The 21,719-nt window shown below is 74.4% G+C and carries 22 protein-coding genes and 1 pseudogene; 10 read left to right on the top strand and 13 right to left on the bottom strand.

Going from position 1 to position 21,719, the window contains the following annotated elements:
- Window positions 1-100: 100 nt before the first annotated feature.
- Window positions 101-556: a MarR family transcriptional regulator gene (locus ACGF13_RS19330; protein ID WP_392876374.1), complete on the top strand. Its 456-nt coding sequence runs from the start codon at window positions 101-103 to the stop codon at window positions 554-556.
- Between the two features lie 10 nt (window positions 557-566).
- Here the strand turns inward: ACGF13_RS19330 and ACGF13_RS19325 are convergent, their stop codons facing one another.
- Complete coding sequence (locus tag ACGF13_RS19325; protein WP_392876371.1) at window positions 567-1,493, bottom strand: AEC family transporter; 927 nt, start codon at window positions 1,491-1,493, stop codon at window positions 567-569.
- A gap of 247 nt (window positions 1,494-1,740) precedes the next feature.
- Between ACGF13_RS19325 and ACGF13_RS19320 the strand changes: the two genes are divergently transcribed.
- On the top strand, window positions 1,741-2,199 hold the full coding sequence (locus ACGF13_RS19320; protein WP_392876368.1) for an HD domain-containing protein: 459 nt from the start codon (window positions 1,741-1,743) through the stop codon (window positions 2,197-2,199).
- Between the two features lie 226 nt (window positions 2,200-2,425).
- Here ACGF13_RS19320 and ACGF13_RS19315 read toward each other — a convergent pair whose 3' ends face one another.
- Both ACGF13_RS19315 and ACGF13_RS19310 read right to left on the bottom strand, forming a co-directional pair.
- Window positions 2,426-2,821, bottom strand: a complete 396-nt coding sequence (locus ACGF13_RS19315) for a transglycosylase SLT domain-containing protein (protein ID WP_392876365.1) — start codon at window positions 2,819-2,821, stop codon at window positions 2,426-2,428.
- A gap of 497 nt (window positions 2,822-3,318) precedes the next feature.
- Window positions 3,319-4,851 carry a carboxyl transferase domain-containing protein gene (locus tag ACGF13_RS19310; RefSeq protein WP_392876363.1) on the bottom strand — a complete coding sequence of 511 codons (1,533 nt, stop codon included), beginning with the start codon at window positions 4,849-4,851 and terminating at the stop codon, window positions 3,319-3,321.
- A 290-nt stretch (window positions 4,852-5,141) separates the two neighbouring features.
- Between ACGF13_RS19310 and ACGF13_RS19305 the strand changes: the two genes are divergently transcribed.
- Entirely contained in the window at window positions 5,142-5,534 is a 393-nt protein-coding gene (locus tag ACGF13_RS19305) for a ribonuclease (protein WP_392876360.1), read from the top strand.
- Window positions 5,535-5,604: 70 nt separating this feature from the next.
- On the opposite strand, the gene ACGF13_RS19300 is transcribed toward ACGF13_RS19305, so the two are convergent.
- Window positions 5,605-6,423, bottom strand: coding sequence for an MOSC domain-containing protein (locus ACGF13_RS19300; protein WP_392876357.1), 819 nt, complete (start codon window positions 6,421-6,423; stop codon window positions 5,605-5,607).
- A 149-nt stretch (window positions 6,424-6,572) separates the two neighbouring features.
- On the opposite strand from ACGF13_RS19300, the gene ACGF13_RS19295 reads away from it, so the two are divergent.
- Window positions 6,573-7,247, top strand: coding sequence for a TetR/AcrR family transcriptional regulator (locus ACGF13_RS19295; RefSeq protein WP_392876354.1), 675 nt, complete (start codon window positions 6,573-6,575; stop codon window positions 7,245-7,247).
- A 217-nt stretch (window positions 7,248-7,464) separates the two neighbouring features.
- Entirely contained in the window at window positions 7,465-8,016 is a 552-nt protein-coding gene (locus ACGF13_RS19290) for a universal stress protein (RefSeq protein WP_392876351.1), read from the top strand.
- A 170-nt stretch (window positions 8,017-8,186) separates the two neighbouring features.
- On the opposite strand, the gene ACGF13_RS19285 is transcribed toward ACGF13_RS19290, so the two are convergent.
- Window positions 8,187-8,909 (bottom strand): alpha/beta hydrolase family protein, encoded by a 723-nt coding sequence (locus ACGF13_RS19285; RefSeq protein ID WP_392876348.1) that lies wholly within the window; start codon window positions 8,907-8,909, stop codon window positions 8,187-8,189.
- 221 nt (window positions 8,910-9,130) lie between these two features.
- Window positions 9,131-9,937: an IclR family transcriptional regulator gene (locus tag ACGF13_RS19280; protein ID WP_392876345.1), complete on the bottom strand. Its 807-nt coding sequence runs from the start codon at window positions 9,935-9,937 to the stop codon at window positions 9,131-9,133.
- Between the two features lie 326 nt (window positions 9,938-10,263).
- Here ACGF13_RS19280 and ACGF13_RS19275 point away from each other — a divergent pair, with 326 nt between their 5' ends.
- From ACGF13_RS19275 to ACGF13_RS19265, 3 genes are all read left to right on the top strand, one after another.
- Window positions 10,264-11,574 (top strand): extracellular solute-binding protein, encoded by a 1,311-nt coding sequence (locus ACGF13_RS19275; protein ID WP_392876343.1) that lies wholly within the window; start codon window positions 10,264-10,266, stop codon window positions 11,572-11,574.
- Between the two features lie 40 nt (window positions 11,575-11,614).
- On the top strand, window positions 11,615-12,592 hold the full coding sequence (locus ACGF13_RS19270; RefSeq protein WP_392876340.1) for a carbohydrate ABC transporter permease: 978 nt from the start codon (window positions 11,615-11,617) through the stop codon (window positions 12,590-12,592).
- 119 nt (window positions 12,593-12,711) lie between these two features.
- Window positions 12,712-13,536, top strand: coding sequence for a carbohydrate ABC transporter permease (locus ACGF13_RS19265; RefSeq protein ID WP_392876835.1), 825 nt, complete (start codon window positions 12,712-12,714; stop codon window positions 13,534-13,536).
- Between the two features lie 163 nt (window positions 13,537-13,699).
- On the opposite strand, the gene ACGF13_RS19260 is transcribed toward ACGF13_RS19265, so the two are convergent.
- The 3 genes and pseudogenes from ACGF13_RS19260 to ACGF13_RS19250 form a co-directional block, all read right to left on the bottom strand.
- Window positions 13,700-14,308, bottom strand: coding sequence for a hypothetical protein (locus ACGF13_RS19260; protein ID WP_392876337.1), 609 nt, complete (start codon window positions 14,306-14,308; stop codon window positions 13,700-13,702).
- Window positions 14,309-14,471: 163 nt separating this feature from the next.
- A complete protein-coding gene (locus ACGF13_RS19255) occupies window positions 14,472-15,233 on the bottom strand; it encodes a VOC family protein (RefSeq protein WP_392876334.1) in 762 nt (253 codons plus the stop codon).
- 118 nt (window positions 15,234-15,351) lie between these two features.
- Window positions 15,352-15,993, bottom strand: a pseudogene (locus ACGF13_RS19250) (alpha-ketoglutarate-dependent dioxygenase AlkB).
- 61 nt (window positions 15,994-16,054) lie between these two features.
- Between ACGF13_RS19250 and ACGF13_RS19245 the strand changes: the two are divergent.
- Complete coding sequence (locus tag ACGF13_RS19245; protein ID WP_392876331.1) at window positions 16,055-16,738, top strand: hypothetical protein; 684 nt, start codon at window positions 16,055-16,057, stop codon at window positions 16,736-16,738.
- 95 nt (window positions 16,739-16,833) lie between these two features.
- Window positions 16,834-17,352, top strand: a complete 519-nt coding sequence (locus tag ACGF13_RS19240; RefSeq protein ID WP_392876328.1) for a universal stress protein — start codon at window positions 16,834-16,836, stop codon at window positions 17,350-17,352.
- 7 nt (window positions 17,353-17,359) lie between these two features.
- Here the strand turns inward: ACGF13_RS19240 and ACGF13_RS19235 are convergent, their stop codons facing one another.
- The 4 genes from ACGF13_RS19235 to ACGF13_RS19220 form a co-directional block, all read right to left on the bottom strand.
- Window positions 17,360-18,979, bottom strand: a complete 1,620-nt coding sequence (locus ACGF13_RS19235; protein WP_392876326.1) for an amidohydrolase — start codon at window positions 18,977-18,979, stop codon at window positions 17,360-17,362.
- Entirely contained in the window at window positions 18,976-19,818 is an 843-nt protein-coding gene (locus ACGF13_RS19230) for a PaaX family transcriptional regulator C-terminal domain-containing protein (RefSeq protein WP_392876323.1), read from the bottom strand. The genes ACGF13_RS19235 and ACGF13_RS19230 overlap by 4 nt, the downstream gene beginning before the upstream one ends.
- Before the next feature lie 181 nt (window positions 19,819-19,999).
- Window positions 20,000-20,752 carry an Asp/Glu racemase gene (locus tag ACGF13_RS19225; RefSeq protein WP_392876320.1) on the bottom strand — a complete coding sequence of 251 codons (753 nt, stop codon included), beginning with the start codon at window positions 20,750-20,752 and terminating at the stop codon, window positions 20,000-20,002.
- Between the two features lie 31 nt (window positions 20,753-20,783).
- Complete coding sequence (locus ACGF13_RS19220) at window positions 20,784-21,713, bottom strand: fumarylacetoacetate hydrolase family protein (RefSeq protein ID WP_392876317.1); 930 nt, start codon at window positions 21,711-21,713, stop codon at window positions 20,784-20,786.
- Between the last annotated feature and the right edge of the window lie 6 nt (window positions 21,714-21,719).

Below are 21,719 nucleotides of genomic sequence, written 5' to 3'. Positions count from 1 at the left end.
CGAGTGGGCTGGACCACTCGCCGAACAAGTGTCACGCTGAACAAGTATCTCGCTGAGCGAGAGAATAGTGGCACATGCCTACCCGAGGAAGGACGACAGGGTGTCCGAGGTTGCCGAGCCGATCCGGCTGGTCCATCTGCTGCGCGGGCTGACCGTCGAACTCGACCTGTTCGGCGCCGAGTTCGCGGCCCGCAACGGTCTGCACCCGACCGATCTGCGGGCGCTGATCCACCTGCTGGACGCGGCCAGGGCCGGGGAGGTGGTCACCCCGGGCCGGCTCGGCGAGGCGCTGGGTCTGAACTCGGCGGGCACCACCGGACTGGTGGACCGGCTGGAGCGGCTCGGGCTGATCCGGCGCGAGCGCGACTCGCGGGACCGGCGCCGGGTGCGGCTGCTGGTGGAGGAGCGGGCGATGGAGCTCGGGGAGGGCTTCTTCGGCGGGCTGATCGGCGATCTGGTCGCGGCGATGCGGCAGTTCGGGCCGGGGGAGCTGGACACGGCCCGGCGCTTCCTGACCGCCATGGCCGAGGTGGTGGCGGCCGCCCGGGAGAGGTGACCGGCCGTGGCTACGCGGGACCGAGGGTCCAGCTGATCACCGACAGGGTCGCCATCGACAGCAGCGTCGACCAGAGCACCGCGTCCCGGGCGAGGGCCGTGCCCTGCCCGTACTCGCGGGCGTAGGTGTACACGTTCTGCGCGGTGGGCAGCGCGGAGAACAGCACCACGGTGAGGAGTTGGTGGGCCGGCAGGTGGAGCAGCGGGCCGGCCACGGTGAGGGCGACCAGCGGCTGGACCAGGGTCTTGAGCACGACGGTCAGTCCGACCTCGGTGCGGCGTGGACGGCTGTCGACCGGCGGGCGGTTGTGCAGCGAGATGCCGAGGGTGACCAGGGCGGTCGGAACGCCCGCGCCGCCGAGCAGTTCGCAGGAACGATTCAGCTCGGCGGGCAGGTGGGCGCCGGTCGCCGAGGCGAGCGCGCCCAGTGCGGTGGCCAGCAGGATGGGGTTGCGGACGGGCAGGGTGAGCAGGGCCCGCCGGCCGGCCGCGCCGCCGTCCAGGACGGCCAGGACGGCGGGGGTGACCACCAGGATCTGGAACAGCACGACGGGCGCGACGAAGGAGGCGTCGCCGAGGACCTGCATGGTCACCGGGATGCCGAGGTTGGCCGAGTTGACGTAGCCGGAGGCCATCGCGCCGACGGCCAGTTCGCCGGGCTTGCGGTGGAACAGCAGCCGCCCGGCGAGCAGCCCGAGGCCGATCGCGACCACGGTGCCCGCCGTGAAGGCGAGCATCGAGGCGTTGGCGAAACGGTCCAGCGGGGTGCGGGAGATCATCAGGAACAGCGCGGCCGGCATCGCCACATGGAAGACGAACCGGTTGAGCACCGTCTCGGCCTGCGGCCCGAGCAGCCCGGTACGGCCGACCACGTAGCCGACGCCGGTGAGTGCCCAGATCGGCGCGAAGGCGGACAGCAGGGGGTGCAGGGCTGGCATGGTTCCTCGGATCGCTCGGACGGGTCTGCCGGGTGCGACGGGGGTCTCCCGTCGGGGGCGCGACTCCCGAGCGCGGTGACCCCCCGAAGCCCATGAACCCCCGGGGCAGTAAACCAGTGGCCGTCGGCGGGGTGGTCGACGGGCCCGGCCCGCGGCGGTCCGAGGAGGCCGGTCGTACGGGAGCCGGGCCGGTGGTACGGAGCCCGCCCCCCGGGTCGGGCCGACCGTCCGGGCCTACGATGAGCCGATGGAGGACCAGTACCTGAGCCTGTCCGAGGTGGAGTCGATCGCGCGCCGGGCCCACCAGGGGCAGGTGGACAAGAACGGCCACCCGTACGGCGAGCACATCGCGGCGGTCGCCCGCGGGACGGCGGCGCGCGGCGGCAGCGACGCGCAGATCGCGGCGGGCTGGCTGCACGACACCGTCGAGGACGACCGGCTGAGCCGGGAGTGGCTGGCCGGCGCCGCGCTGCCGCAGGAGACCAAGGCGATCGTGGACGCGCTCACCCGGCGCCCGGACGAACCGGTCGAGGAGTACACCGCGCGCATCCTGGACACGCCGGGCGCGCTGCTGGTCAAGCGCGCGGACCTGGCGCACAACTCCGATCCGGCCCGCCTCGCCACGCTGGACCCGGCGACCGCCGAGCGGCTGAGCGCCAAGTACGCGCGGATGCGCGAGCTGCTCGGGCTCACCGGCGAGCTGTAGTCCGCGGACGGACCTTCCGGGCCGCCCGCGGAGCCACGCCGCCCCGGGGAGCCACACCGCCCGCGGAGCCGCACCCGGGCCACCCGGGAAACCACGAGAGGGCCCGGACCACGCGGGTTGCGCGGGTCCGGGCCCTCTCGGGCACCCCGGTGGCCCCTGTCCGACCCCCGGGGTGTGGGGGGAGTGGTCAGGTCACGGGTGGAGTTCGGTGAGCCGGTGGGTCGGCTTAGTACCAGTGGTGGGACTGCCAGAAGTTCCAGGCGGCGTTCGGGCTGCCGTAGCGGGAGTTCATGTAGTCCAGCGCCCACTTGATCTGGGTGGTCGGGTTGGTCCGCCAGTCCGAGCCGTGCGTGGCCATCTTGGAGCCCGGCAGCGCCTGAGCCAGGCCGTACGCGCCCGAGCTCGGGTTGGTCGCGGTCACGTTCCAGCTCGACTCGTGGGCGATGATCTGGTTGAACGACGCCAGCTGGTTGGCCGGCACGATCTGGGCGGCGATCGCCTTCGGGGAGGCGGTGGCGGCGTTCGCGGTGGCGGGCATGACACCCGCGCCCAGGGCGGTCAGACCGGCGGCGCCGGCGAGAACCGCGGCGGAGGTGCGCTTACGGAGCTTGAAAGCGGGCATGAAGAACAGGACCTCAATCGGGTTGGGCCGGATCACTCCCCGCCCAGGACCACGGCCGGACAGGGGCCGGAAAGGTCACGGGGTGTGAATCGGCGGCAAGCCGTTCACCGGTGGGACAGGAGCCGGTGCGGCTGACGACGGAGCCATTGTTGGCAGACCGGGCGGGCCGTCGCCAAGACCCCCTCGGTACGACTCACGGTCGTACCGGAACGGCCGGCCATGGATTCGAATGCGCGCTCGCGCGGGGCCCGCCGATCGGCGCTGAGCTGCGCGAACGCGGGGGGTGTGGGGGCGGCGCGGGCGCCCCGGAGGCGTCTACTACCGCCCGTCGTGGTGGTTGATCACGTGTGAGCGCACTCACCGTGCGGGGCCCGGTGGGCGTCACGCCCCGGCCCGGGCGCGGCACGGTGGGTACAGACGATCAACCCGGCGCTGAGACCGGCGCCACACCGTCACCCTGAGGCCGGCGCCACACCGCGGTGGTCGGGACGCCCTCCTCAGCGCAGGTCGCCCAGCCGCCGGTGCCGGAGGGCGCGGGCGGCGAGCCGATCCGCCTCGGTGGCCGCCGCCAGGGTGCCGAGCGCCGCACCGACCGCCTGCCCGAGCCGGGTGCAGAAGGCCTCCGGCTCCTCGGCGGCGTCCGGCAGCTCCGGGACCACCTCGTCGACCAGCCCGACCTCGGCCAGGTGGCGCGCCCCGATCCCCTGGGAGCGGGCCAGCTCGGCGGCGTGCGCGCCGTCCCGGTGGACGATCGCCGAGGCGCCCTCCGGCGGCAGCGGCGCCAGCCAGGCGTGCTCGGCGGCGATCACCCGGTCCGCCGGGAGCAGGGCGAGCGCCCCGCCGCCCGAGCCCTGGCCGAGCAGCACCGCCAGGACGGGCGTGCGCAGTGCGAGCAGGGTGGTCAGGCAGTGGGCGATCTCCACCGCGATGCCCTCCAGCTCGGCTTCGGCGGACAGCTCGGCGCCCGCCGTGTCCACCACGGTGACCAGCGGCAGCCCGAGCTGCTCGGCCAGGTGGGCGGTGCGCCGTACGGCCCGCAGGTCGGCGGCGGTGAAGGGGCGATCGTGGTCCGGGGTCTGGCGCTGCTGGCCGACGACCAGGACGGGCCGCCCGCCGAGCACGGCCAGCGCCCGGACCAGCGCGCCGTCACGGCCGCCGGGGGCGTCCAGCAGGACGAGTTCCTCGGTGGTGTGCCGCAGCAGCTCGCGGGTGCCCGGGCGGTCCGGGCGCCGGGTGCGGCGGACGGAGTCCCAGGCGTCGGGGTCTCCCGGCGTGCGCGCGGGGTCCGTGGCAGGGGACACCGCTGCCGTGGGAGACGGTGGCGCAGTAGGAGGGGAGGGCGGTGTGGCGGTGAGGACGGCGAGCGTACGGCGGAGCAGCTCGCGCAGCTCCTGCGGCGGTACGACGGCGTCCACCAGCCCCTGGCCGGCGAGCGTCTCGGCCCGCTGGACGTCCGGCGGCAGCTCCACGCCGCGCAGTTCCTCGTACACGCGCGGGCCGAGGAAGCCGAGCCGGGCGCCCGGCTCGGCGAGGACCAGTTGCCCGAGCGTGCCCCAGGAGGCGAAGACTCCGCCCATGGTGGGGTTGCGCAGGTAGGTGAGGTAGGGGAGGCCGGCGGCGCGGTGGGCCTGGACGGCGGCGGTGATCCGCAGCATGCAGAGGAAGGCCGCGGAGCCCTCCTGCATCCGCGTCCCGCCGGAGACCGGCAGGGCGAGCAGCGGCAGCCGCTCGGCGGTGGCGCGTTCGACGGCGCGGGTGATCCGCTCGGCGGTGGCGACGCCGATCGAGCCGCCGAGGAAGCCGAACTCGGAGGCGACCAGGGCGACCGGCCGGCCGTCGATCAGGCCGACGCCGGTGAGGACCGCCTCGTCCAGGCCGGTGCGCTCGCGGGCGCGGTCGAGCGAGGCCCGGTAGCCGGGATCGGCCCGGTCGACGGCCGGCGGCTCGTCCCAGCCGCGGAAGCCGCCCGGGTCGACCAGCAGGCCGATCAACTGGTGGGCCGTCAGTGCCGTGCCCGAGCCCGTACCCATGTCCACCCCGTCAGAGATCGTCCGGCCCGCCGTGATCCGTCACTCTATGCGGTGGGGTCCGGGCGCGGCGAGGGCCCCGTCGGGCGCTCGGGGCGGCCTCGGCGTACGTTCGACGACGGTCGGCCCCTGCGCCTGGCGGGCGGTTCGTGGACGTTTCGCGGCCGGCCGGAGGGGTGGGCGCGGCAGTGCGCGTACGGCTCAAGTCCCCTTGGGTAAAGGGTAGTTACTCGCTGGTTAATAGTTTTCCTGAAGGCTTCCGGAGTTGACGGTGTCTCGCCACACTGGTGGACATGACTCGCACTCTACGCGCGTGGAAGTCCCGCGCCGCCGCCGTCACCGCCGTCGCCCTGATGACCCTCGCCCCGGTCGCCGTCGCCACCGACGCGCACGCCGACGTGAGCGGCTCGGTCTGCCTCTCCGCCCTCCCGCCGCAGGCCACCGACACCCTCGACCTGATCGCCTCCGACGGGCCGTTCCCCTACTCCCAGGACGGCGTCGTCTTCCAGAACCGGGAGGGCGTCCTGCCCGGTGAGTCCTACGGCTACTACCACGAGTACACCGTCGTCACCCCGGGCTCGCCGACCCGCGGCGCCCGCCGGATCGTGACCGGCCAGGCCTACCAGGAGGACTACTACACCGGCGACCACTACGCCACGTTCTCCCTGATCGACCAGACCTGCTGAGTTCCCGCCGCCCGGCCGTGACTGCCGCAGCAGCGCGGCAGCCGCGGCCGGGCGGCAGCCGCGGCCGGGTTCAGAGCTCGGACGGTCCCCAGGCCCCCACCGTCAGCTCGTCCCCGACCCGCAGCGTGCCGGGCCGCAGCACCGCGAACTTGCTGCCGAACGCCACCCCGCCGGCCGCCGCCCGGCGGTACCGGGCCAGCGTGCGCAGCGGCTCCGGGCCCGCCTTGGTGCCGCGGTCCTGGTCCACCAGCGTCACCGCGCAGCGGATCGCGAGCTTGGCGTAGCCCAGTTCGGCCCCGCCCACCTCGACCCGGCGGACCAGGTCCTCGGTGTGCGGCTCGCTCCAGCCGTCCACCACCACGTTCGGGCGGAACCGGTCCATCGGCATCGGCCGGGCACCGGAGAGCTCGTCGAAGCGCTCCAGCGAGGCGCGCGACAGCATGTGCACGGCGCAGCTGTCCGCGTAGCCCGAGGTGCCCGGGACCAGCCCGTCGGTCACCCGGTCGTGCTCCGGCGGCACCCGGACCAGCCGGCTGCGCGCACCCAGGACCTCGGAGAGCCAGCCGGCGGCCTCCTCGCCCTGGTCGATGCCGAGGAGCGGCAGCTTGAACAGCCGCACCGCGCGCCGCGGGCCCTCGGCGTCCACCGCGACCGACACCGGCTCCACCCCCGCGGCGGCCAGCGTCAGCGTACGGCCGTCCTGCGCCACCGTCGGGCGGACGGTGGCCAGCGCCGGATCCAGGCGCTGGGAGCGGAACACGCCCTCCTCGTCCACCACCATGAACGCCCGGTCGTGGGCCAGCCCCGCCGGGGTGAGTTCCGCCTGCGCGGCCGCCACTCCGGCGCACCCCTTCACCGGGTAGTACCGCAGCTCCGTCACCGTGGCCATCGTCCTGCCGCCCCCTTGGCGTCCGCGTTCCGTGGATCGTGCCGATCCCAGAGGGTAGTTGAGGGCCCCGGTCGGTGTGGCGGGCGGTACCCGCGAGCGTGGTGGGCGGCCCCGGCGGGATCCGTCCGGCCCTTGCTAGGGTCGGGGGCATGGCACCACCGAGCAGCGCGAACCCCCCGGGGCGGCTCCGGCGGGACGCGCAGCGCAACCGTGACCTGCTGCTCGCCGCCGCCCGCGACATGTACTCCCGACACGGCCTGGACGTGCCGTTGGACCAGATCGCCAAGGAGGCCGGGGTCGGCAACGCCACCCTCTACCGGCACTTCCCCACCCGCGAGGCGCTGATCGCCGAGGTGTTCGCGGACGCCGGGGGCGGACTGGCCGCCGCGGGCGAGGAGGCGCTCGCCGCCGAGGACGCCTGGAGCGGCCTCGAACGGTACTTCGGGCGGATCTTCGAACTGGTCGCCGCCGACCGGGGCATCAACGACCTGGTCACCCAGGCCATCCCGACCATCCCCGGAATGACCGAGATCAGCCACCGGCACGCCGCCACCGTCGGGGCCCTGATCGCCCGCGCCCAGGAGCAGGGCACCATGCGCCGCGACGTGGTCACCATGGACCTGCTCTTCCTCCTCGGCCCGCTCTGCCGCGCCCTGCCCGCCGCCACCGAGCTGCGCCCCGACCTCTGGCGCCGCTACCTCGCGCTCCTGCTCGACGGCTTCCGCGCCCGGGCCGGCCATCCGCTGCCGGTCCCGCCGATCGGTGAGGAGCACCTGGACCGAATGTTCGCGGACCTCTGGGAGGCGGAGCCGCCGCAGGCCTGAGCACGCGCGTCGCCCGCGCGGCACCGAGCGCGCACAGGCGTCAGGGACGCGTACGGAAGGCCGGCCGCCGCGTCAGAGCCGCGTCAACGGGCCGGAGCCGCAGGGGTGCGGGCCGCTTTGCTGGGGTGGAAGCGGCGCGGTCCGGTTCGGCGCGGTCCGGTGCACGGGCAGCCGGGCACCAGGACGCGCGGGCGGACGCAGAGGCGGGAGCGGGGCCATGAGGGACAGTGGTGCGGACGAGAGCCGGATCGTGGTCGGCGTCAGCGGCTCGCTCGGCAGCCTCGCCGCGCTGCACCACGCGGTGGCCGAGGCCCGCCGGACGGACGCCGAGGTGCTGGCGGTGCTCTGCTGGACCCCGCCCGGCGACGAACTCGGCTACCGCCGCACCCCGTGCCCGCCGGTGGTCGACGCCGGCCGCGACGCCGCCGTGGCCCGGCTGCGGCAGGCCCTCGACGAGGCCTTCGCCGGCCGCCACGCGGGCGTCCGGCTGCGCTGCCAGGCCGTCCGCGGCGACACCGGCCACACCCTGGTGCGGTGCGCCGACCGGCCCGGGGACCTGCTCGTCCTCGGCGCCGGCCGGGAGCGCGGCCGTCTCGCCCGACTGGTGCACCCCTCGGTCGCCGCCTACTGCGTCCGGCACGCCACCTGCCCCGTCCTGGCCGTCCCGCAGCCGCCGTTGCAACGGGATCTGGAGGCCCTCCGACGTGGCCACGGGCTCCGGGAGTCGGCGGCGGGGAACCGCGGCCGGGGCGTCTTTGGCAGCCCCTAGGGTGTGTCTTCGAACTCCCGTCGTTCGCCCGGAGGGCGGGCGGGGCGGCGTTGGGGTGCGTGCATCGCAAGGCGGAGGAGGGAGCCACTGCGGAGCATTGGCGACCGACGACAACGCGGCGAGGTGCGTGCCCCGGCGGCGCCCCGCAGACGCGAGTTTGAAGACACACCCTAGGACAGCCCCGCCGCCTCGGCGAGGACGGCGGCGGTCCGCCGGCCGGCGGCCAAGGTGGCGGGGTCCGTGGCCGGGAGGCAGCGGCGGGCCTCGGGGGAGTAGGCGGTCATCACGACGCCGGCGTGGTCCGTGGGGAGTTCGAGGGTCCGTACCGCGGAGCTCTGCTTTGTCAGAGCAGCGTTCAACCGCCGGGTGTGCTCCACGTCCACGAGCTCGTCCGCCGTGCCGTGGACCAGCCGGAGCGGGACGGGGGAGCGGGCGGCCGACAGGTGGTCGAGCGGGGCGTCGCCGGTGGTGACGGCCGCGGCCGAGTAGTGCGAGGCGATGCCTACGGCGGCGCCGGGGCGCAGCTCGGCGGGGGTGTCGGGGTGGGTGGCCACGGCGATCGCCTCGCGGCCGCCCAGCGACCAGCCGGCCAGCACGAAGCGCGCCGGATCCCCGCCGTGCCCGGCGGCGGCCCGGCGGGCCCCGGCCAGGGAGGCGAGCAGTTCGGCACGGCCGCCGTCCGGCTGCCCGGCGTCCCAGTCCGGGACGAGCACCAGCAGGCCCAGCCCGGCGGCCTCCCGGGCCAACGGCCGCAGCACGTCACGCTCGTTCGGGCCGCTGCCGTGCCAGAGCAGCACCGAGGGGGCCGCCCCGGCGGTGCCGGCGGCCGGAACGTGGACGTCCATCAGCCGCCCGGCGGCGTACGGAACCACCTCGAGCCGAGTGCTCGTCATCCGGGATTTCCCTCCGATTCGGTGAATGATCACGGGGCTGCTACTGTACTTCTCGTCGCGAGGGAGTGATTCCTCGTCAGGCGTCAGTGGTGCTACCAGAGCACGCCCTACTTTCAGTAGGGAGAGTCCGTGCGACCCGGGCCTGGCGCTCCAGAACGGACGGGGTCCGGTGCCGAGGAATCGGCGCCGGGCTCCGTCCGCGTTTCCGGGAGGGAACGGAATCAGGACGGCTGGCGGTCGGAGCCCAGCTCGCGGGAGATCCGCAGGCCGACCTGGGCGACGACCGGCCCGAGGGCGCGGACCCGGGCGGCGGTCATCCGTGAGGTGAGGCCGGAGACGGACAGGGCGGCGGTGACCTCGCCGGTGTGGTCGAAGATCGGGGCGGCGACGCAGCGGACCTCGGGCTCGTTCTCCCGGTCGTCGATCGAGTAGCCGCGGGCGCGGATCCGGGCCAGGTCGGCGCGCAGCCGCGGCTCGTCGGCGATGGTCCAGGCCGTCACCGGGCGCAGGCCGGCCGCGACCACCTCGGCGACGGCCTCCTCGGGCAGCCAGGCGAGGATCGCCTTCCCGGTGGCGGTGCAGTAGGCGGGGGCCCGGCTGCCGACCCGGGACGCCATCCGGACGTTGGTCTCGTCCTCGACCTTGTCCAGGTAGACGATGCCGGGGGCCTGCCAGACGGTCAGGTGGACGGTCTCGCCCGCCTCGCGCTGGAGCCGGCGCAGGTGCTCGGCGGCGACGCTGCGCAGGTCGAGGGTGGTCAGGTAGGCCTGACCGAGCCGCAGCGAGCCGTGGCCGAGCCGGAACCAGCCGGTCTCGCGGTCCCGGTCGAGGAGGTGCTCGTCCAGCAGGGGGCCCGCCAGCCGCAGCACGGTGCTCTTGTTGAGGCCGAGTCCGTCGGCGAGCTGGGCGAGCGGGACGCCGCGCCCGTCGCCGTGGTCGCGGACGTAGCCGAGGACGGCGAGCGCGCGGCGCAGCGAGGAGGACTGGTTGCGTTCGGTCGCGGATTTCTTGGGCGCCGTCTCCGTCATGGGTCCGTTCCCTGGTGTTGTTCCGGCGGTGTTCCCCCGCGGGTCGGCGGCGGTTGTCAGAACGTACCCGTTCGCGGCCGGATCGCCGCATCCTCGACACAACGTTGTGCAGTGCAAAACTTTCGCCAACTCCCCCTTGTTGGCGCCGATCGCCCCCGCCTAACGTCCCTGCCATCGAGCAGGCGACGTCGCCCCACCCGAGCGCTGCGCCCTGCCGTACCCCCACCACTTCACCCACCATCGGCCCCGGTCAGGGCCTGCTTCGACGTGCCCGTCCCCGGCGGCGGACGTCTCGGCGGCAGCTGTCGGGAGGGGAGGTCTCCACCATGCGACTCATCGGACGGACCGCCGCGGCCGTCGTGCTCGCCGCCGGCTGCCTGGCCGCCACCGCCTGTGCCCCCGGCACCGCCTCGTCGGTGGGCGGCAAGGCCGCCGACGACCGGACCGGCACGCTGCAGGTCTGGCTGTACAGCGAGGCGGGCAACGCGGCCAAGGAGGCCGTGATCGCCAAGGCCGTGACCGAGTTCCAGGCCTCCCACCAGGGCGTCACCGTCAACGTCAGCTACATCGACACCGACGCCTCGGCCCGTGCGGCCAAGATGAAGGGCGCGTTCAACGACCCGAACAGCGCCCCCGACCTGGTCGAGTTCGGCAACACCGACCTGCCCGGCTACGTCGCCGCCGGCGGCCTCGCCGACATCTCCGCCGACCTGGACAGGTGGCAGGACAAGGGGGACCTCGACCCGGCGATCGCCAGGACCGCCGTCGTCGACGGAAAGACCTACGGCCTGCCCTGGTGGGTCGGCGTGCGCGCGCTGTACTACCGCACCGACCTGTTCACCGAGGCCGGCCTCACCCCGCCGACCTCGTACGCCGAACTGGTCGCCGCCAACCGGAAGGTCCACGCCGCGCACCCGGACACCTTCGGCATCGCCGTCGGCGGCAAGTACACCTTCGGCGCGCTGCCCTTCGTCTGGGACGCGGGCGGCGACATCGCCACCAAGGACGGCTCCACGTTCAAGGCGGCGATCGACTCGCCCGCCTCGCAGGCCGGGATCAAGCGCTACACCGACCTGTTCGGCCCGGACGGCTGCCCCGCCCAGCAGTGCGCGGACCTGACCGGCGGCAAGATCATCGACCTGTTCGCGGCCGGCAAGTCCGCGATGGCGCTGATGCCCAACTCCGCGCGCAGCAAGGTGGACGCCGGCGCGGTCAAGGGCAGGTACGGCGTGGTGCCGCTGCCCGGCGAGAAGCCTGGCTCGATCGCCCCGGCCTTCGCCGGCGGCAACAACCTGGGCGTGATGAAGGCGGCCAAGCACCGCACGCTGGCGGTCGAGTTCGCGCAGCTGCTGGCGAGCCCCGGGTACCAGGAGCAGATGTACGACGCGATGGGCAACCTGCCGACGCTCAAGTCCGTCAGCGGCAGGGTCGCGGCGAAGGACACGTTCCTGAAGCCCTTCACCGACACCATCGCGGCCGGCACGAAGTTCGTCCCGCTCGACCAGGCGTGGGCGCAGATCGACGCCCAGTCGGTGATCCCGACGATGCTCCAGCAGGTCGTCACCGGCAAGGCGGACGTGGCCAAGGCCTCGGCCGACGCCGCCGCGCAGATCTCCTCGGCCTTCGCCGCGCACTGACGGCCCCCTCCCGGTTCGCCTCAGAGAGCAGGTCCCGCACGTGTCCGTATCCACCCCGACCGCCCCGGCGCCGCCTTCCCCGCAGCGGCGCCGTGGGGGCAGGGCGCCGGCCGCACCCCCGGGCGGCCGGCGCCGGCGGCCCCCGCTGCTGCTGCTCCTGCCGGCCGCGGTCGTCCTGATCCCGCTGGTCGCCTACCCGATCTACCAGCTCGGCCTGCTGTCCGTCCTGGACTTCGGGCAGGCCCAGGCCTCCGGCGGCGCCCCGACCTCCTTCGTCGGCTTCGGCAACTACACGAGGATCCTGGAGGACGAGCAGTTCTGGACGGTGCTCGTCCAGACCATCGGCTTCGCCGCGTTCTGCGTGGTCGCCACCCTGGCCGTCGGCGCCACCCTCGCGGTGCTGCTCACCAGGGTCGGCCGGTGGCCGCGGCTGGTGCTGACCACCGCGGCGATGGCCGCCTGGGCGGCGCCGGCGATGACCGGTTCGACGGTGTGGAGCTTCCTGTTCGACACCAACCTCGGCCTGGTCAACCACACCCTGGAGGGGCTCGGGCTCTCCGGCTTCCACGAGTTCAACTGGTTCTACGACAAGTGGACGGCGTTCCTGATCGTCGGCGCCGTGGTGGTGTGGCACTCCTACCCGTTCGTGATGGTCACCCTGTACGCGGGCATCCGGGCCATCCCGGAGGAGATCCTGGAGGCGGCCGCCCTGGACGGCGCCGGCACCTGGACGACCTTCCGCCGGATCACCGCGCCGATGCTGCGGCCGATCCTGACGGTCGTGGTGATCCAGTCGGTGATCTGGGACTTCAAAGTTTTCACCCAGGTCTATGTGATGACCGAGGGCGGCGGCATCGCCGGCCAGAACCTGGTGCTCAACGTGTACGCGTACCAGAAGGCGTTCGCCTCCTCGCAGTACGGGCTGGGCGCGGCGATCGGCGTGATCATGCTGCTGATCCTGGTGATCCCGACGGTCCTGTACATCCGCACGCTGCGACGGACGGGGAACGAACTGTGAGCCCGGCGAACTCCCTCCCCTCCGCTGCGTCGGCGTCGGCGTCGGCATCGGCGGCGGCGCCGGCTCCGGCATCGGCCAGGTCCGTCGGTGGCCGCCGGAACACCCGGGGCCGGTGGCGGCTGGCCGCCAACACCGGTGCGATCGTGCTGGCCGTGGTCACCGCCTTCCCGATCTTCTGGATGGTGCTCTCGGCCTTCAAGCCGAAGGGCGAGATCCAGTCGCTCGACCCCAGGCCGTGGACCGCCCACCCCACGCTGGACAGCTTCCGGCAGGTGCTCAGCGTGGACGGCTTCGGCCGCTACTTCGCGAACAGCCTGGTGGTGGCGCTGTCGGTGGTGGTGCTGTCGGCGATCGTGGTCTTCCTGGCGGCGGTGGCCGTGACCAGGTTCCGGTTCAGGTTCCGCACCACCATCATGGTGATGTTCCTGATCGCCCAGATGATCCCGGTCGAGGCGCTGACCATCCCGCTGTTCTTCATGTTCCGTGACGCCGGCCGGTTCGCCCCGGGCGTCGGCCTGAACACCCTGGCCTCGCTGGTCCTGGTGCAGCTGGCGTTCTCGCTGCCGTTCGGGATCTGGATGATGCGCGGCTTCGTCGCGGCCGTCCCGGTCTCGATCGAGGAGGCGGCGCAGATCGACGGGGCCGGCCGGACCCGCATCCTGTGGCGGATCCTGCTGCCGCTGGTGGCGCCCGGCCTCGCCGCGACCAGCGTGTTCTCCTTCATCGCGGCGTGGAACGACTTCGTCTTCGCCAAGACCTTCATCATCAGCGCCACCCAGAACCAGACGCTGCCCTCGGCGCTGCTGGTCTTCTTCAAGCCGGACGAGAACGACTGGGGCGGCATCATGGCGGCGTCCACGCTGATGACCGTGCCGGTGCTGATCTTCTTCATCGCGGTGCAGCGCAGGCTGGTCTCCGGGCTGGCCGGCGCGGTGAAGGACTGACGTCGGCCGAGGGCCGCGCACCCGGGAGTCCCCGCCATCGGCCGGGACTCCCGCAGCCGTCAGAGGACCGCAGCCGTTCGGTTCCCGCGGCCGTCCGGTTCCCGCGGCGGTCCGGTTCCCGCGGCGGTCCGGGGCCCACGCCGACGGCCGTGGCCGTTCGGGCTCAGGAGACGAAGCCGACGATCTGACCGTCCTTCCAGCGCTGCGCGAGCCGGAGCCAGCCGGCGACCTCCGCGACGGCCTCGGCCACCTCGCGTTCCGGCACGGGGGTGCGGCCTTCGCGCTCGGCCCGCTCGAACTGGTCCAGCGCCTTCCGGCAGTCCTCGGCCGACCAGGTGCTGCAGGAGGGCACGTCGCAGTGGGGCAGTCCGTCGGGCAGGCCGCCGTAGCGGAACTCCTCGACCGAGACGGCGGTGATCCCGTACGCCTTCAGGCCCCCGTCCACGACCGCCAGCCAGTCGCCCCGGAACGGGCCGAAGGAGTCGACCTCCAGGGGCTGCCCGACCAGCCAGCACAGCCGCCGGTAGGCGTAGCCGTACTGGAAGGCGTGGTCCTCGTCCGCGGAGAAGGGCCCGCCGTGCACCACAGCGCGCAGTGCCTCCCGGGCGGTCGGAGCGCCCTGGGCGATCTCGTCGGCGAAGTACTCGTCGGACCTGTCCAGGGACGGGCCGAAGTACGCGAGGGCCTCGTCGACCGCCCCGTCGTTGCCGCTGCCGACACGGGCGCGGAGCTCCGCAGGGTCGACCAGGTATGCGCTCAGGAAGGAACTCATGCCAGCACGGTAGCGGTCGCAACGGACAGCGGGCCGGGCGGGGCCAACCGTCCTGGGCGCCGGTGGCCGCGCTGAACCTTCTTGCCACAGAGGCAAGTTGACTGCTCGGAAGGGATGGCGCCGGTTCCGGGGCGGTGGAGGCGCAGGCGTCGGCGGCCCGGGCTCAGGCCACCGCCGCGGAGCCGCGGGACGGGACGGCGACGAGCACGAACTCCGCGCCGGCGTCGTCCCGGACCAGCGCGGTGCGGCCGTACGGCGCCGGAGCCGGCCCGGAGAGGACCGTGCCGCCGAGGGCGCGCAGCCGGTCGGCGGCGCGGTCGGTGTCCTCGGTCGCGAAGTGGACCAGCCAGCGCGCGCCCGCGCCCCGGCCGGGGCGGGAGGGGCCGATGCTGCACGCGGGCAGGCCGTCCACCCGGGCGAGGGCGTGGCCCTCCCGCGGCCGGTCGTAGGTGTAGCCGAAGACCCGGCGGTAGAACGCCCGGGCGGCGTCGGGGGCGGGGGAGAGGTGCTCGTTCCAGGCGAGCGCGCCCGGCTCGTCGACCAGGCCCGCGCCGTCGATGGTGCCGGCCCGCCAGAGTCCGAAGCGGGCGCCGAGCGGGTCGACGGCGAGCGCGGCACGGCCCTGCTCGGGCACCTCGTACGGCTCGCGGGCGAGGCGCCCGCCGGCGGCCCGGACGGCGGTGGCGGTGCGCAGCGGGTCCGGGCAGGCGAGGAAGGTGGTCCAGGCGGGCGGTTCGGCCGGCAGGGCCCGTTCGACGGCCGCGACCTGGGCGCCGTACCGGGTGGCCACCGTCTCGGTGGGGGCGGTCGGGACGAACTCCCAGTCGAACAGGGCGCCGTAGAAGGCCTGCGCCCGGGCCGGGTCCGGCGTCGTGAGCACGACCCAGCACGGGACCCCGGCGTGGTAGCTGCCCGGCTTCGGCATGCGGCCCTCCTGGCGGGCCCGGCGTTTCGGTGCCCGGCGCGCCGAGCGCCACCGGCCCCACCCGCCAGCCTCCGCGCCCGGCGGGTGGGCGGCAAGCGGGGTGCCCGCAGGGCACGTCTCAGGACACCCCGTGCGGCCGGAACTGGACGCTGATCCGCGGGCCCACCGGGCGGGCCGTCTTGGGGATCGCGTGCTCCCAGGTGCGCTGGCAGGAGCCGCCCATCACCACCAGGTCCCCGTGGCCGAGCGGGTGGCGGACGACCGCCGGGCCGCCGGAGCGGGGCCGCAGCGCCAGGGTGCGCGGCTCGCCGACGGAGAGGATCGCCACCATGGTGTCCTCGCGGGCGCCGCGCCCGATCCGGTCGCCGTGCCAGGCCACGCTGTCCCGGCCGTCCCGGTAGTAGCAGAGCCCGAGGGTGCGGAAGGGCTCGCCCAGCTCCTGGGCGTAGTACCGGCTCAGCTCCGCCCGGGCCAGGCCGAGCACCGGGTGGGGCGGTTCGGCGTGCGCCGGGTAGGAGGCCAGCAGGCGCGGGACGTCGACCGTCCGCTCGTACATCTCGCGGCGTTCGGCCCGCCAGGGCACGGTGGCGGCCAGCTGTTCGAACAGCTCGTCCGCCCCGTGCAGTCAGCCGGGGAGCAGGTCCAGCCAGGCGCCGTCGCCGAGCGGCTGCCGTCGCAGGCCGTCGAGCGGGCGGAGGCGGATGCCGCCGCGCTCCGTGTCGTCGAACAGCGAGGGCTGGAGGTGGACGGTGCCGTGCATGGGGCCAGCGTACGCCTTCGTTCGAACACATGCTCGAATATGCGGGTTCTAGGCTGCGGGTATGGCGATCAACGGCTTCGGGGCCACCGAGTTCCAGCTGGTACTGCTGCGCAGGATGGCCGACTTCCAGCCCGGGCTGGTCGAGGAGGCGGTGCGGCGGCTCGGCGCCACCCGGACGTCGATGCGCGAGGCCAACAAGCGCTGGCAGGCGATGGTCCGCGCCCCGCGGTTCCCGCGCGGCGCCGCCCGCTACGCCGCCGTGCTCGGGCCGGCCGAGGCGAGCGCCCCGCGCCGGATCGGGGACCTCGCCTGCGTCGCCCGGCAGTGGACGCTGCCGCTCTGGCCCGAGCTGCGCTTCGAGATCCTGCTCGGCCCGGCGGAGATCGGCGGGCCGCTGCTCAACGAGTGGCTGGTGCGGGCAGCGGACGCGCCGGCCCCCGTGCTGCGCACCCTGGCCGACCTCGCGCCGTGGAGCTGCGTGGTGGGTGACGTCGGGGCCGCGTTCCCGCCGGCCGTGCCGCGCGAGGGGAGTGCGCCGACCAGGTTCCGGCTGGACTTCGCGGCACCGGACGCCGACGGGCGGCCGCGTCCGTGCGAGGCCGACTTCACCTGGGGGCTGCTCCAGGAGGTCCGCCCGATGGACGGCCGGGGCCCGGGTGGGTCGGGTCGGGGTGGGCCAGGTCAGGGCGGGTCGGGCCGGGGTGGGTCGGGCCAGGGCATGGATATGCCGGGTGATGCAAGGTGATATTCAGTGAATACCTTCGATTTGCAGGTCAAACAAGGAATGTGGCAGCCTAATCGCAGACATTGAAGAGCTTTGACATCGGAAAGTGAAGGATCATGTCGGACGGCGCCCGCGTCATCGTCGGAGTCAGCGGTTCACTGCACAGCCTGACGGCCCTGCACCGGGCGGCCGAGGAGGCCCGGGCCCGGCAGGCCGTCCTGGTGCCGGTGCTCGCCTGGACGCCGGTCGGCGGCGAGCGCAGCTACCGCGCCCGGCCCTGCCCGCCGCTGCTGCGCGCCTGGCAGGAACTCGCCGAGGCGCGGATGGCGGACGTGCTGGAGCAGGCCTTCGGCGGTCTGCCGATCGGTGTGCCGGTGCGGCCGCTGGTCGTGCGCGGCGAGGCCGCGACGATGCTGACCGGGCTCGCCGACCGTCCGGGCGACCTGCTGGTGGTCAGCACCGGCGAACAGGGCGGCCTGCGGGTCGGGCTGCGCAGGCTGGCGCGCCGCTCGGTCACCCGGCGCTGCCTGAGTCGGGCCCGCTGCGGGGTGCTCACCGTCCCGCCGTCCACGCTGCACGAGGACCTGCGCGCGCTGCACCGCGGCATCGACCTGCGGGAGCTCGCGGCAGCCTGACGATCCGTCAACTCCGGTGAGTGGTCAGCCCGTCGACGATCGTCCGGGTGGGCCGCAGCTCGCTCAGCGCTTCCACCGGGCAGTCCAGCGGATCGACCGGCCACACCGTGAGGTCGGCGAACGCCCCCGGCCGCAGGCTGCCGCGCACCGCACTCTCGCCGGTCAGCCGGGCCGCGTTCACGGTGTGCAGCGCGACCGCCTCGGACCGGCCGATCGCGTGCTCCGGGCCGACCACCCCGGCCGTGGTGCCCCGGGTGGTCATGCCCCACACCGACACCATCGCGCCGTACGGGCCGACCGGGAAGTCCGAGCCGCCGGTGATCAGCGCGCCCTCGTCCAGCCACTCGCGCAGCGGGAAGACCGCGGCGGTGCGCTCCTCGCCCCAGGCCCGCTGCTGGGTGAGCGCGCCGTCGTGCAGCAGCGGGTGCTGGACCGTCACCGGGATGCCGAGGGCGATCGCCCGGGCCCGCAGCTCCGGCCGGGCCAGACCGCCGTGCTCGACCACCAGTGTGCCGGGCGGCAGGCCGGGGTGGCGGGCGACCACCTGCTCGAAGACGTCCAGCAGGACGCGCAGTCCGCGGTCACCCCAGGCGTGCACGCCTACCCGCCGGCCCCGCCCGACCACCCGTTCCACCGCCGCGAGCAGCTCGGCCGGTTCCCAGAGCAGCCGGCCGTGGTAGCACGGCTGCCCCCGGTACGGCTCCTCCACCGCGGCCGCCTCGAAACCGCCGTCGATGCCGAACTTGACGCCCCAGAGCCGCAGTCGGTCGTCGTCCCGGCCGGCGGCCCGCCAGTCGTCCATCCGGTCCAGCAGCGCGTCCACCTGCTCCGGCGTCCGGGCGGCGAAGCCGGAGACCAGCACCCGGACCCGGACGGCCAGCGCGCCCTCGGCCCGGGCGGCGTCCAGCACGTCGAGGTCCTCGGCCGGCACCAGGCAGTCGCGGACGGTGCCGATCCCGGTGGCGGCGAACTCGGCGGAGGCGGCGCGCAGGCCCTCGATCCGCTCCGCGAGGGAGGGGCGCGGCACCACCCGCTCGACCAGCTCGACCGCCCGGTTGATCAGCCGCCCGGTGAGCCGGCCCTGCTCGTCGCGCTCGATCACACCGCCCGGCGGCGCCTCGGTGGCCTCGGTGATCCCGGCCAGCCGCAGCGCCGCCGAGTTCAGCACCATGTTGTACGCGCCGCGGCGCACCAGCACCGGGTGGTCGGCGGTGGCCGAGTCCAACTCCCCGGTGGTGGGCATCCGTTGCTCGGCCAGCAGGATCTCCTGCCAGTTGACCGTGGTGTGGATCCACTCCCCGGCGGGGGTGCGGGCGGCGCGCTCGCGGATCAGGCCGAGGAACCCGGCGAGATCGCGGGCCCGGTGCACCGGCACGCCGTGGACGCTGTGCCCGGCCAGGATCAGATGGGTGTGGGTGTCGTCGAAGGCGGGCAGCACGGTCGAGCCCGGGGCGTCCACCACCTCGGTGCCCGGGCCGATCAGGGCGTCCAGCCCGTCGGGCGCGGGGGAGAGGGCGGTGATCCGCCCGCCGGTGACGGCGAGCGCCCGGCGGGGCGGCTCGCCGGGCACCAGGGTGTGCACCGCGGCGGCGCGGATCAACAGGTCGGCGGGGGCGGGGTCGGTCATCGCGGCTCCTGGGAACGGGACAGCCCGGTGACCTTCTCCACGTACCGAAGGCTGGGCTCGGCGAGCAGTCCGTGCAACTCGGTGAACACCGCGCGGGCCGGCACCGCGTTCCAGTCGGCGGGCAGCAGCTGCGCCGGCAGCCCGGGATCGAGGTACGGCAGCCGGCGCCACCGGGTGAGCATCGACACGTAGTCGCGGAACGCCTCGGCCGGATCGACCGAGGGCCGTCCGCGCAGCTCCTCGGCGGCCGGGCGCCAGGCGTCGGAGAAGGCCGCGTACTGCGCCTCGATCGCCGGGAGGTCCCACCAACCCGCCACCGCGGTACGGGGATCGGCGAAGCCGGCGTACTCGGCGGAGAGGAACAGGTGGACGTAGGCGCTCAGCCCGAGCCGGTCCAGCAGCCGACGGGCGTCCGGCAGCAGCCGGGCGGGCGCCAGCCAGACCCCGGGGGCGGCGTTGCCGAAGCCGAGCCAGCTCAGCCGCGAGCGCAGCTGGTGGCGGTGGGCGCGGGCGGACTCGGGCACCGAGAAGACCGCCACCACCCAGCCGTCGGCGAGCGCGGCGGGCTCCAGGCTGTGGAAGATCCGCCGGTCGCCCTCCTCGAAGACCGGCTCCATCGCCCCGGCGAGCCGGTACCCCGTCCCCGCGCGGCGCTCCTGGAGCAGGGTGCCGGCCTTCTTCAGCCGGGAGGTCGCCGAGCGGACGGCCGGGCCGTCGACGTCCAGTTCGGCCAGCAGGGCGATCAGGTCGGCGATGGATATCCAGCCGCCGAGGCGGCGGACGAACTCGCCGTAGACGGTGTGGATCAGGGAGCTCGGCCGGGGCGTGTGCTCGGACATGCGCGGGCCCTCCTCCCCAGCGACTGGTGGCGATCATAACGAGGGCGCGGGTCCTGGGCGGTGTCTTGCCGATCTTTGCCGTCTCCGCCGATCGGGCGGGAACGGCGGGGATCATCTGTTAAGGCGTGTCCGACGACCGGCGCCGCGCTCCCGGCGGGTGCCGCCGGGAGCGCGACACCCGCTACGGGTAGGCGCCGGAGAGCAGGTGCCCGGCTCCGGGCGCGAAGGCGGGCAGGCCGAGGGCCCGCAGGAGCTGGTGGGCCGTGCAGACGGCGGCCGAGACCACCGGCTTGCCCAGCTGCTGCTCGGCCTCCTCGACGGCGGACAGGGACGGCATCTGCACGCAGGCCGAGAGCACCACGGCGTCCGCCTCGGTGTACGCGAGCGCGCGGGCGATCGCGGGGAGCCGGGCCGGGTCGTGGGCGGCCACGTCGAGGTTGTCGGCGATCTCCAGGGCGGCGTGGTCGAGCACCTCGATGCCCTCCGCGGCGAGGTACTCGACCACCGTGCGGGCCAGCGGGCGCAGGTACGGGGTGACCATCGCGACCTTCGCGGCCCCGAGTTCGTGCAGCCCGGCGACGAGCGCGCCGGCGCTGGTGACCACGGGCGCGGGGGCGCCGTTCTGGACGGTGCGCAGGTGCAGCCGCCGCTCGGCCTGGCGGTGGTAGCCGGGGCCGGTGGCCATCACGGCGACCAGGCAGGCGTAGCCGATCACGTCCACCCGGGCGTCCGACAGCTCGGCGGCGCAGCGGTCGGACTCGCCGTCCATGGCCCGCAGTTGCTCGGGGGTGACCCTGGTCATCCGCATCCGGCTGGAGTGGAAGGTGAACCGCTCGGGCGCGACCGCCTCGCGGGCCCGCAGCAGCGCGGGGACCTCGGTCTCCATGGTGACGTTGGAGCTCGGGACGATCTGGCCGATCCGGTAGGTGGTCATCGGGTGGGTGCTCCTTCCGGTCCAGGGCGGGTCAGCGGGCGTCGATCACCGGGTTGGCGAGCGTGCCGATCCGCTCGATGGTGGCCTCGACCAGGTCTCCGGGCTGGAGGAACTGCGGGGGCACCATCCCGGCGCCGACGCCCGAGGGGGAGCCGGTGGCGATCACGTCGCCCGGTTCCAGGGTGACGCCGGAGGAGATGTCGGCGATCAGCCGGGCGACGCCGAACAGCATGTGGCGGGTGTTGGAGTCCTGCCGCAGCTCGCCGTTGACCTTCAGCGAGAGGTCGAGCCGCTGCGGGTCGGGGATCTCGTCGGCGGTCACCACGACCGGGCCGAAGGGGGCGTAGCCGTCCTGGCCCTTGGAGAAGAACCACTGGCCGGAGCGGCGCTGGTCGCGGGCGCTGATGTCGTTGACGATGCTGTAGCCGAAGACGTGCCGCAGTGCGTCCTCCTCGGCGACCCGGAAGGCCGGTGCGCCGATCACCACCGCGAGTTCGCACTCCCAGTCGAGCTGCTTGGTGAGGGCGGCGTTGTGCGGGATGGGCCCGCCCGGGCCGGTGACGGCGGTCGAGGGCTTGCCGAACAGCACCGGGCGGTCGGGCAGTTCGCGGTCGGTGTCCAAGGTGCGGTGCGACTCCGCCACGTGCTCCACGTAGTTGAGACCGACGCCGACGATCTTGCCGGGGCGCAGCGGCGCGCACAGCGAGACCTCGGCGAGCGGCCTGGTGGCGGGGGCCCCGGCGAGCAGCCGGCGGGCGGTGGCCAGGGCCGGCTCCCCGGCGCGGATCAACCCAAGGAGGTCGGGCGGAAGTTGGGCCCCGGCGGCGGTGGCGAGGGCGGTCAGGTCGGCGACCCGGTCGCCGTCGATCCGGGCGCCGAGACGGGGAGTGTCGGTGCCGCTGGTGCCGCCGGTGCCGTCGGTGTCGTCGGTGTCGTCGGTGCGGAAGGTCAGCAGGTGCATGGTGGC

The sequence above is a fragment of the Kitasatospora sp. NPDC048286 genome, from assembly GCF_043201735.1.
In the GTDB taxonomy this organism is placed as follows: Bacteria; Actinomycetota; Actinomycetes; order Streptomycetales; family Streptomycetaceae; genus Kitasatospora.
This window is presented reverse-complemented; position numbering and strand designations above follow the sequence as displayed.

What these genes read in the sequence shown, in the direction of transcription:
- ACGF13_RS19325 (WP_392876371.1), bottom strand. Translation starts at nt 1,493, where the DNA reads ATGCCAGCCCTGCACCCCCTGCTGTCCGCCTTCGCGCCGATCTGGGCA.
- ACGF13_RS19320 (WP_392876368.1), top strand. Translation starts at nt 1,741, where the DNA reads ATGGAGGACCAGTACCTGAGCCTGTCCGAGGTGGAGTCGATCGCGCGC.
- ACGF13_RS19315 (WP_392876365.1), bottom strand. Translation starts at nt 2,821, where the DNA reads ATGCCCGCTTTCAAGCTCCGTAAGCGCACCTCCGCCGCGGTTCTCGCC.
- ACGF13_RS19310 (WP_392876363.1), bottom strand. Translation starts at nt 4,851, where the DNA reads ATGGGTACGGGCTCGGGCACGGCACTGACGGCCCACCAGTTGATCGGC.
- ACGF13_RS19305 (WP_392876360.1), top strand. Translation starts at nt 5,142, where the DNA reads ATGACTCGCACTCTACGCGCGTGGAAGTCCCGCGCCGCCGCCGTCACC.
- ACGF13_RS19300 (WP_392876357.1), bottom strand. Translation starts at nt 6,423, where the DNA reads ATGGCCACGGTGACGGAGCTGCGGTACTACCCGGTGAAGGGGTGCGCC.
- ACGF13_RS19295 (WP_392876354.1), top strand. Translation starts at nt 6,573, where the DNA reads ATGGCACCACCGAGCAGCGCGAACCCCCCGGGGCGGCTCCGGCGGGAC.
- ACGF13_RS19290 (WP_392876351.1), top strand. Translation starts at nt 7,465, where the DNA reads ATGAGGGACAGTGGTGCGGACGAGAGCCGGATCGTGGTCGGCGTCAGC.
- ACGF13_RS19285 (WP_392876348.1), bottom strand. Translation starts at nt 8,909, where the DNA reads ATGACGAGCACTCGGCTCGAGGTGGTTCCGTACGCCGCCGGGCGGCTG.
- ACGF13_RS19280 (WP_392876345.1), bottom strand. Translation starts at nt 9,937, where the DNA reads ATGACGGAGACGGCGCCCAAGAAATCCGCGACCGAACGCAACCAGTCC.
- ACGF13_RS19275 (WP_392876343.1), top strand. Translation starts at nt 10,264, where the DNA reads ATGCGACTCATCGGACGGACCGCCGCGGCCGTCGTGCTCGCCGCCGGC.
- ACGF13_RS19260 (WP_392876337.1), bottom strand. Translation starts at nt 14,308, where the DNA reads ATGAGTTCCTTCCTGAGCGCATACCTGGTCGACCCTGCGGAGCTCCGC.
- ACGF13_RS19255 (WP_392876334.1), bottom strand. Translation starts at nt 15,233, where the DNA reads ATGCCGAAGCCGGGCAGCTACCACGCCGGGGTCCCGTGCTGGGTCGTG.
- ACGF13_RS19245 (WP_392876331.1), top strand. Translation starts at nt 16,055, where the DNA reads ATGGCGATCAACGGCTTCGGGGCCACCGAGTTCCAGCTGGTACTGCTG.
- ACGF13_RS19240 (WP_392876328.1), top strand. Translation starts at nt 16,834, where the DNA reads ATGTCGGACGGCGCCCGCGTCATCGTCGGAGTCAGCGGTTCACTGCAC.
- ACGF13_RS19235 (WP_392876326.1), bottom strand. Translation starts at nt 18,979, where the DNA reads ATGACCGACCCCGCCCCCGCCGACCTGTTGATCCGCGCCGCCGCGGTG.
- ACGF13_RS19230 (WP_392876323.1), bottom strand. Translation starts at nt 19,818, where the DNA reads ATGTCCGAGCACACGCCCCGGCCGAGCTCCCTGATCCACACCGTCTAC.
- ACGF13_RS19225 (WP_392876320.1), bottom strand. Translation starts at nt 20,752, where the DNA reads ATGACCACCTACCGGATCGGCCAGATCGTCCCGAGCTCCAACGTCACC.
- ACGF13_RS19220 (WP_392876317.1), bottom strand. Translation starts at nt 21,713, where the DNA reads ATGCACCTGCTGACCTTCCGCACCGACGACACCGACGACACCGACGGC.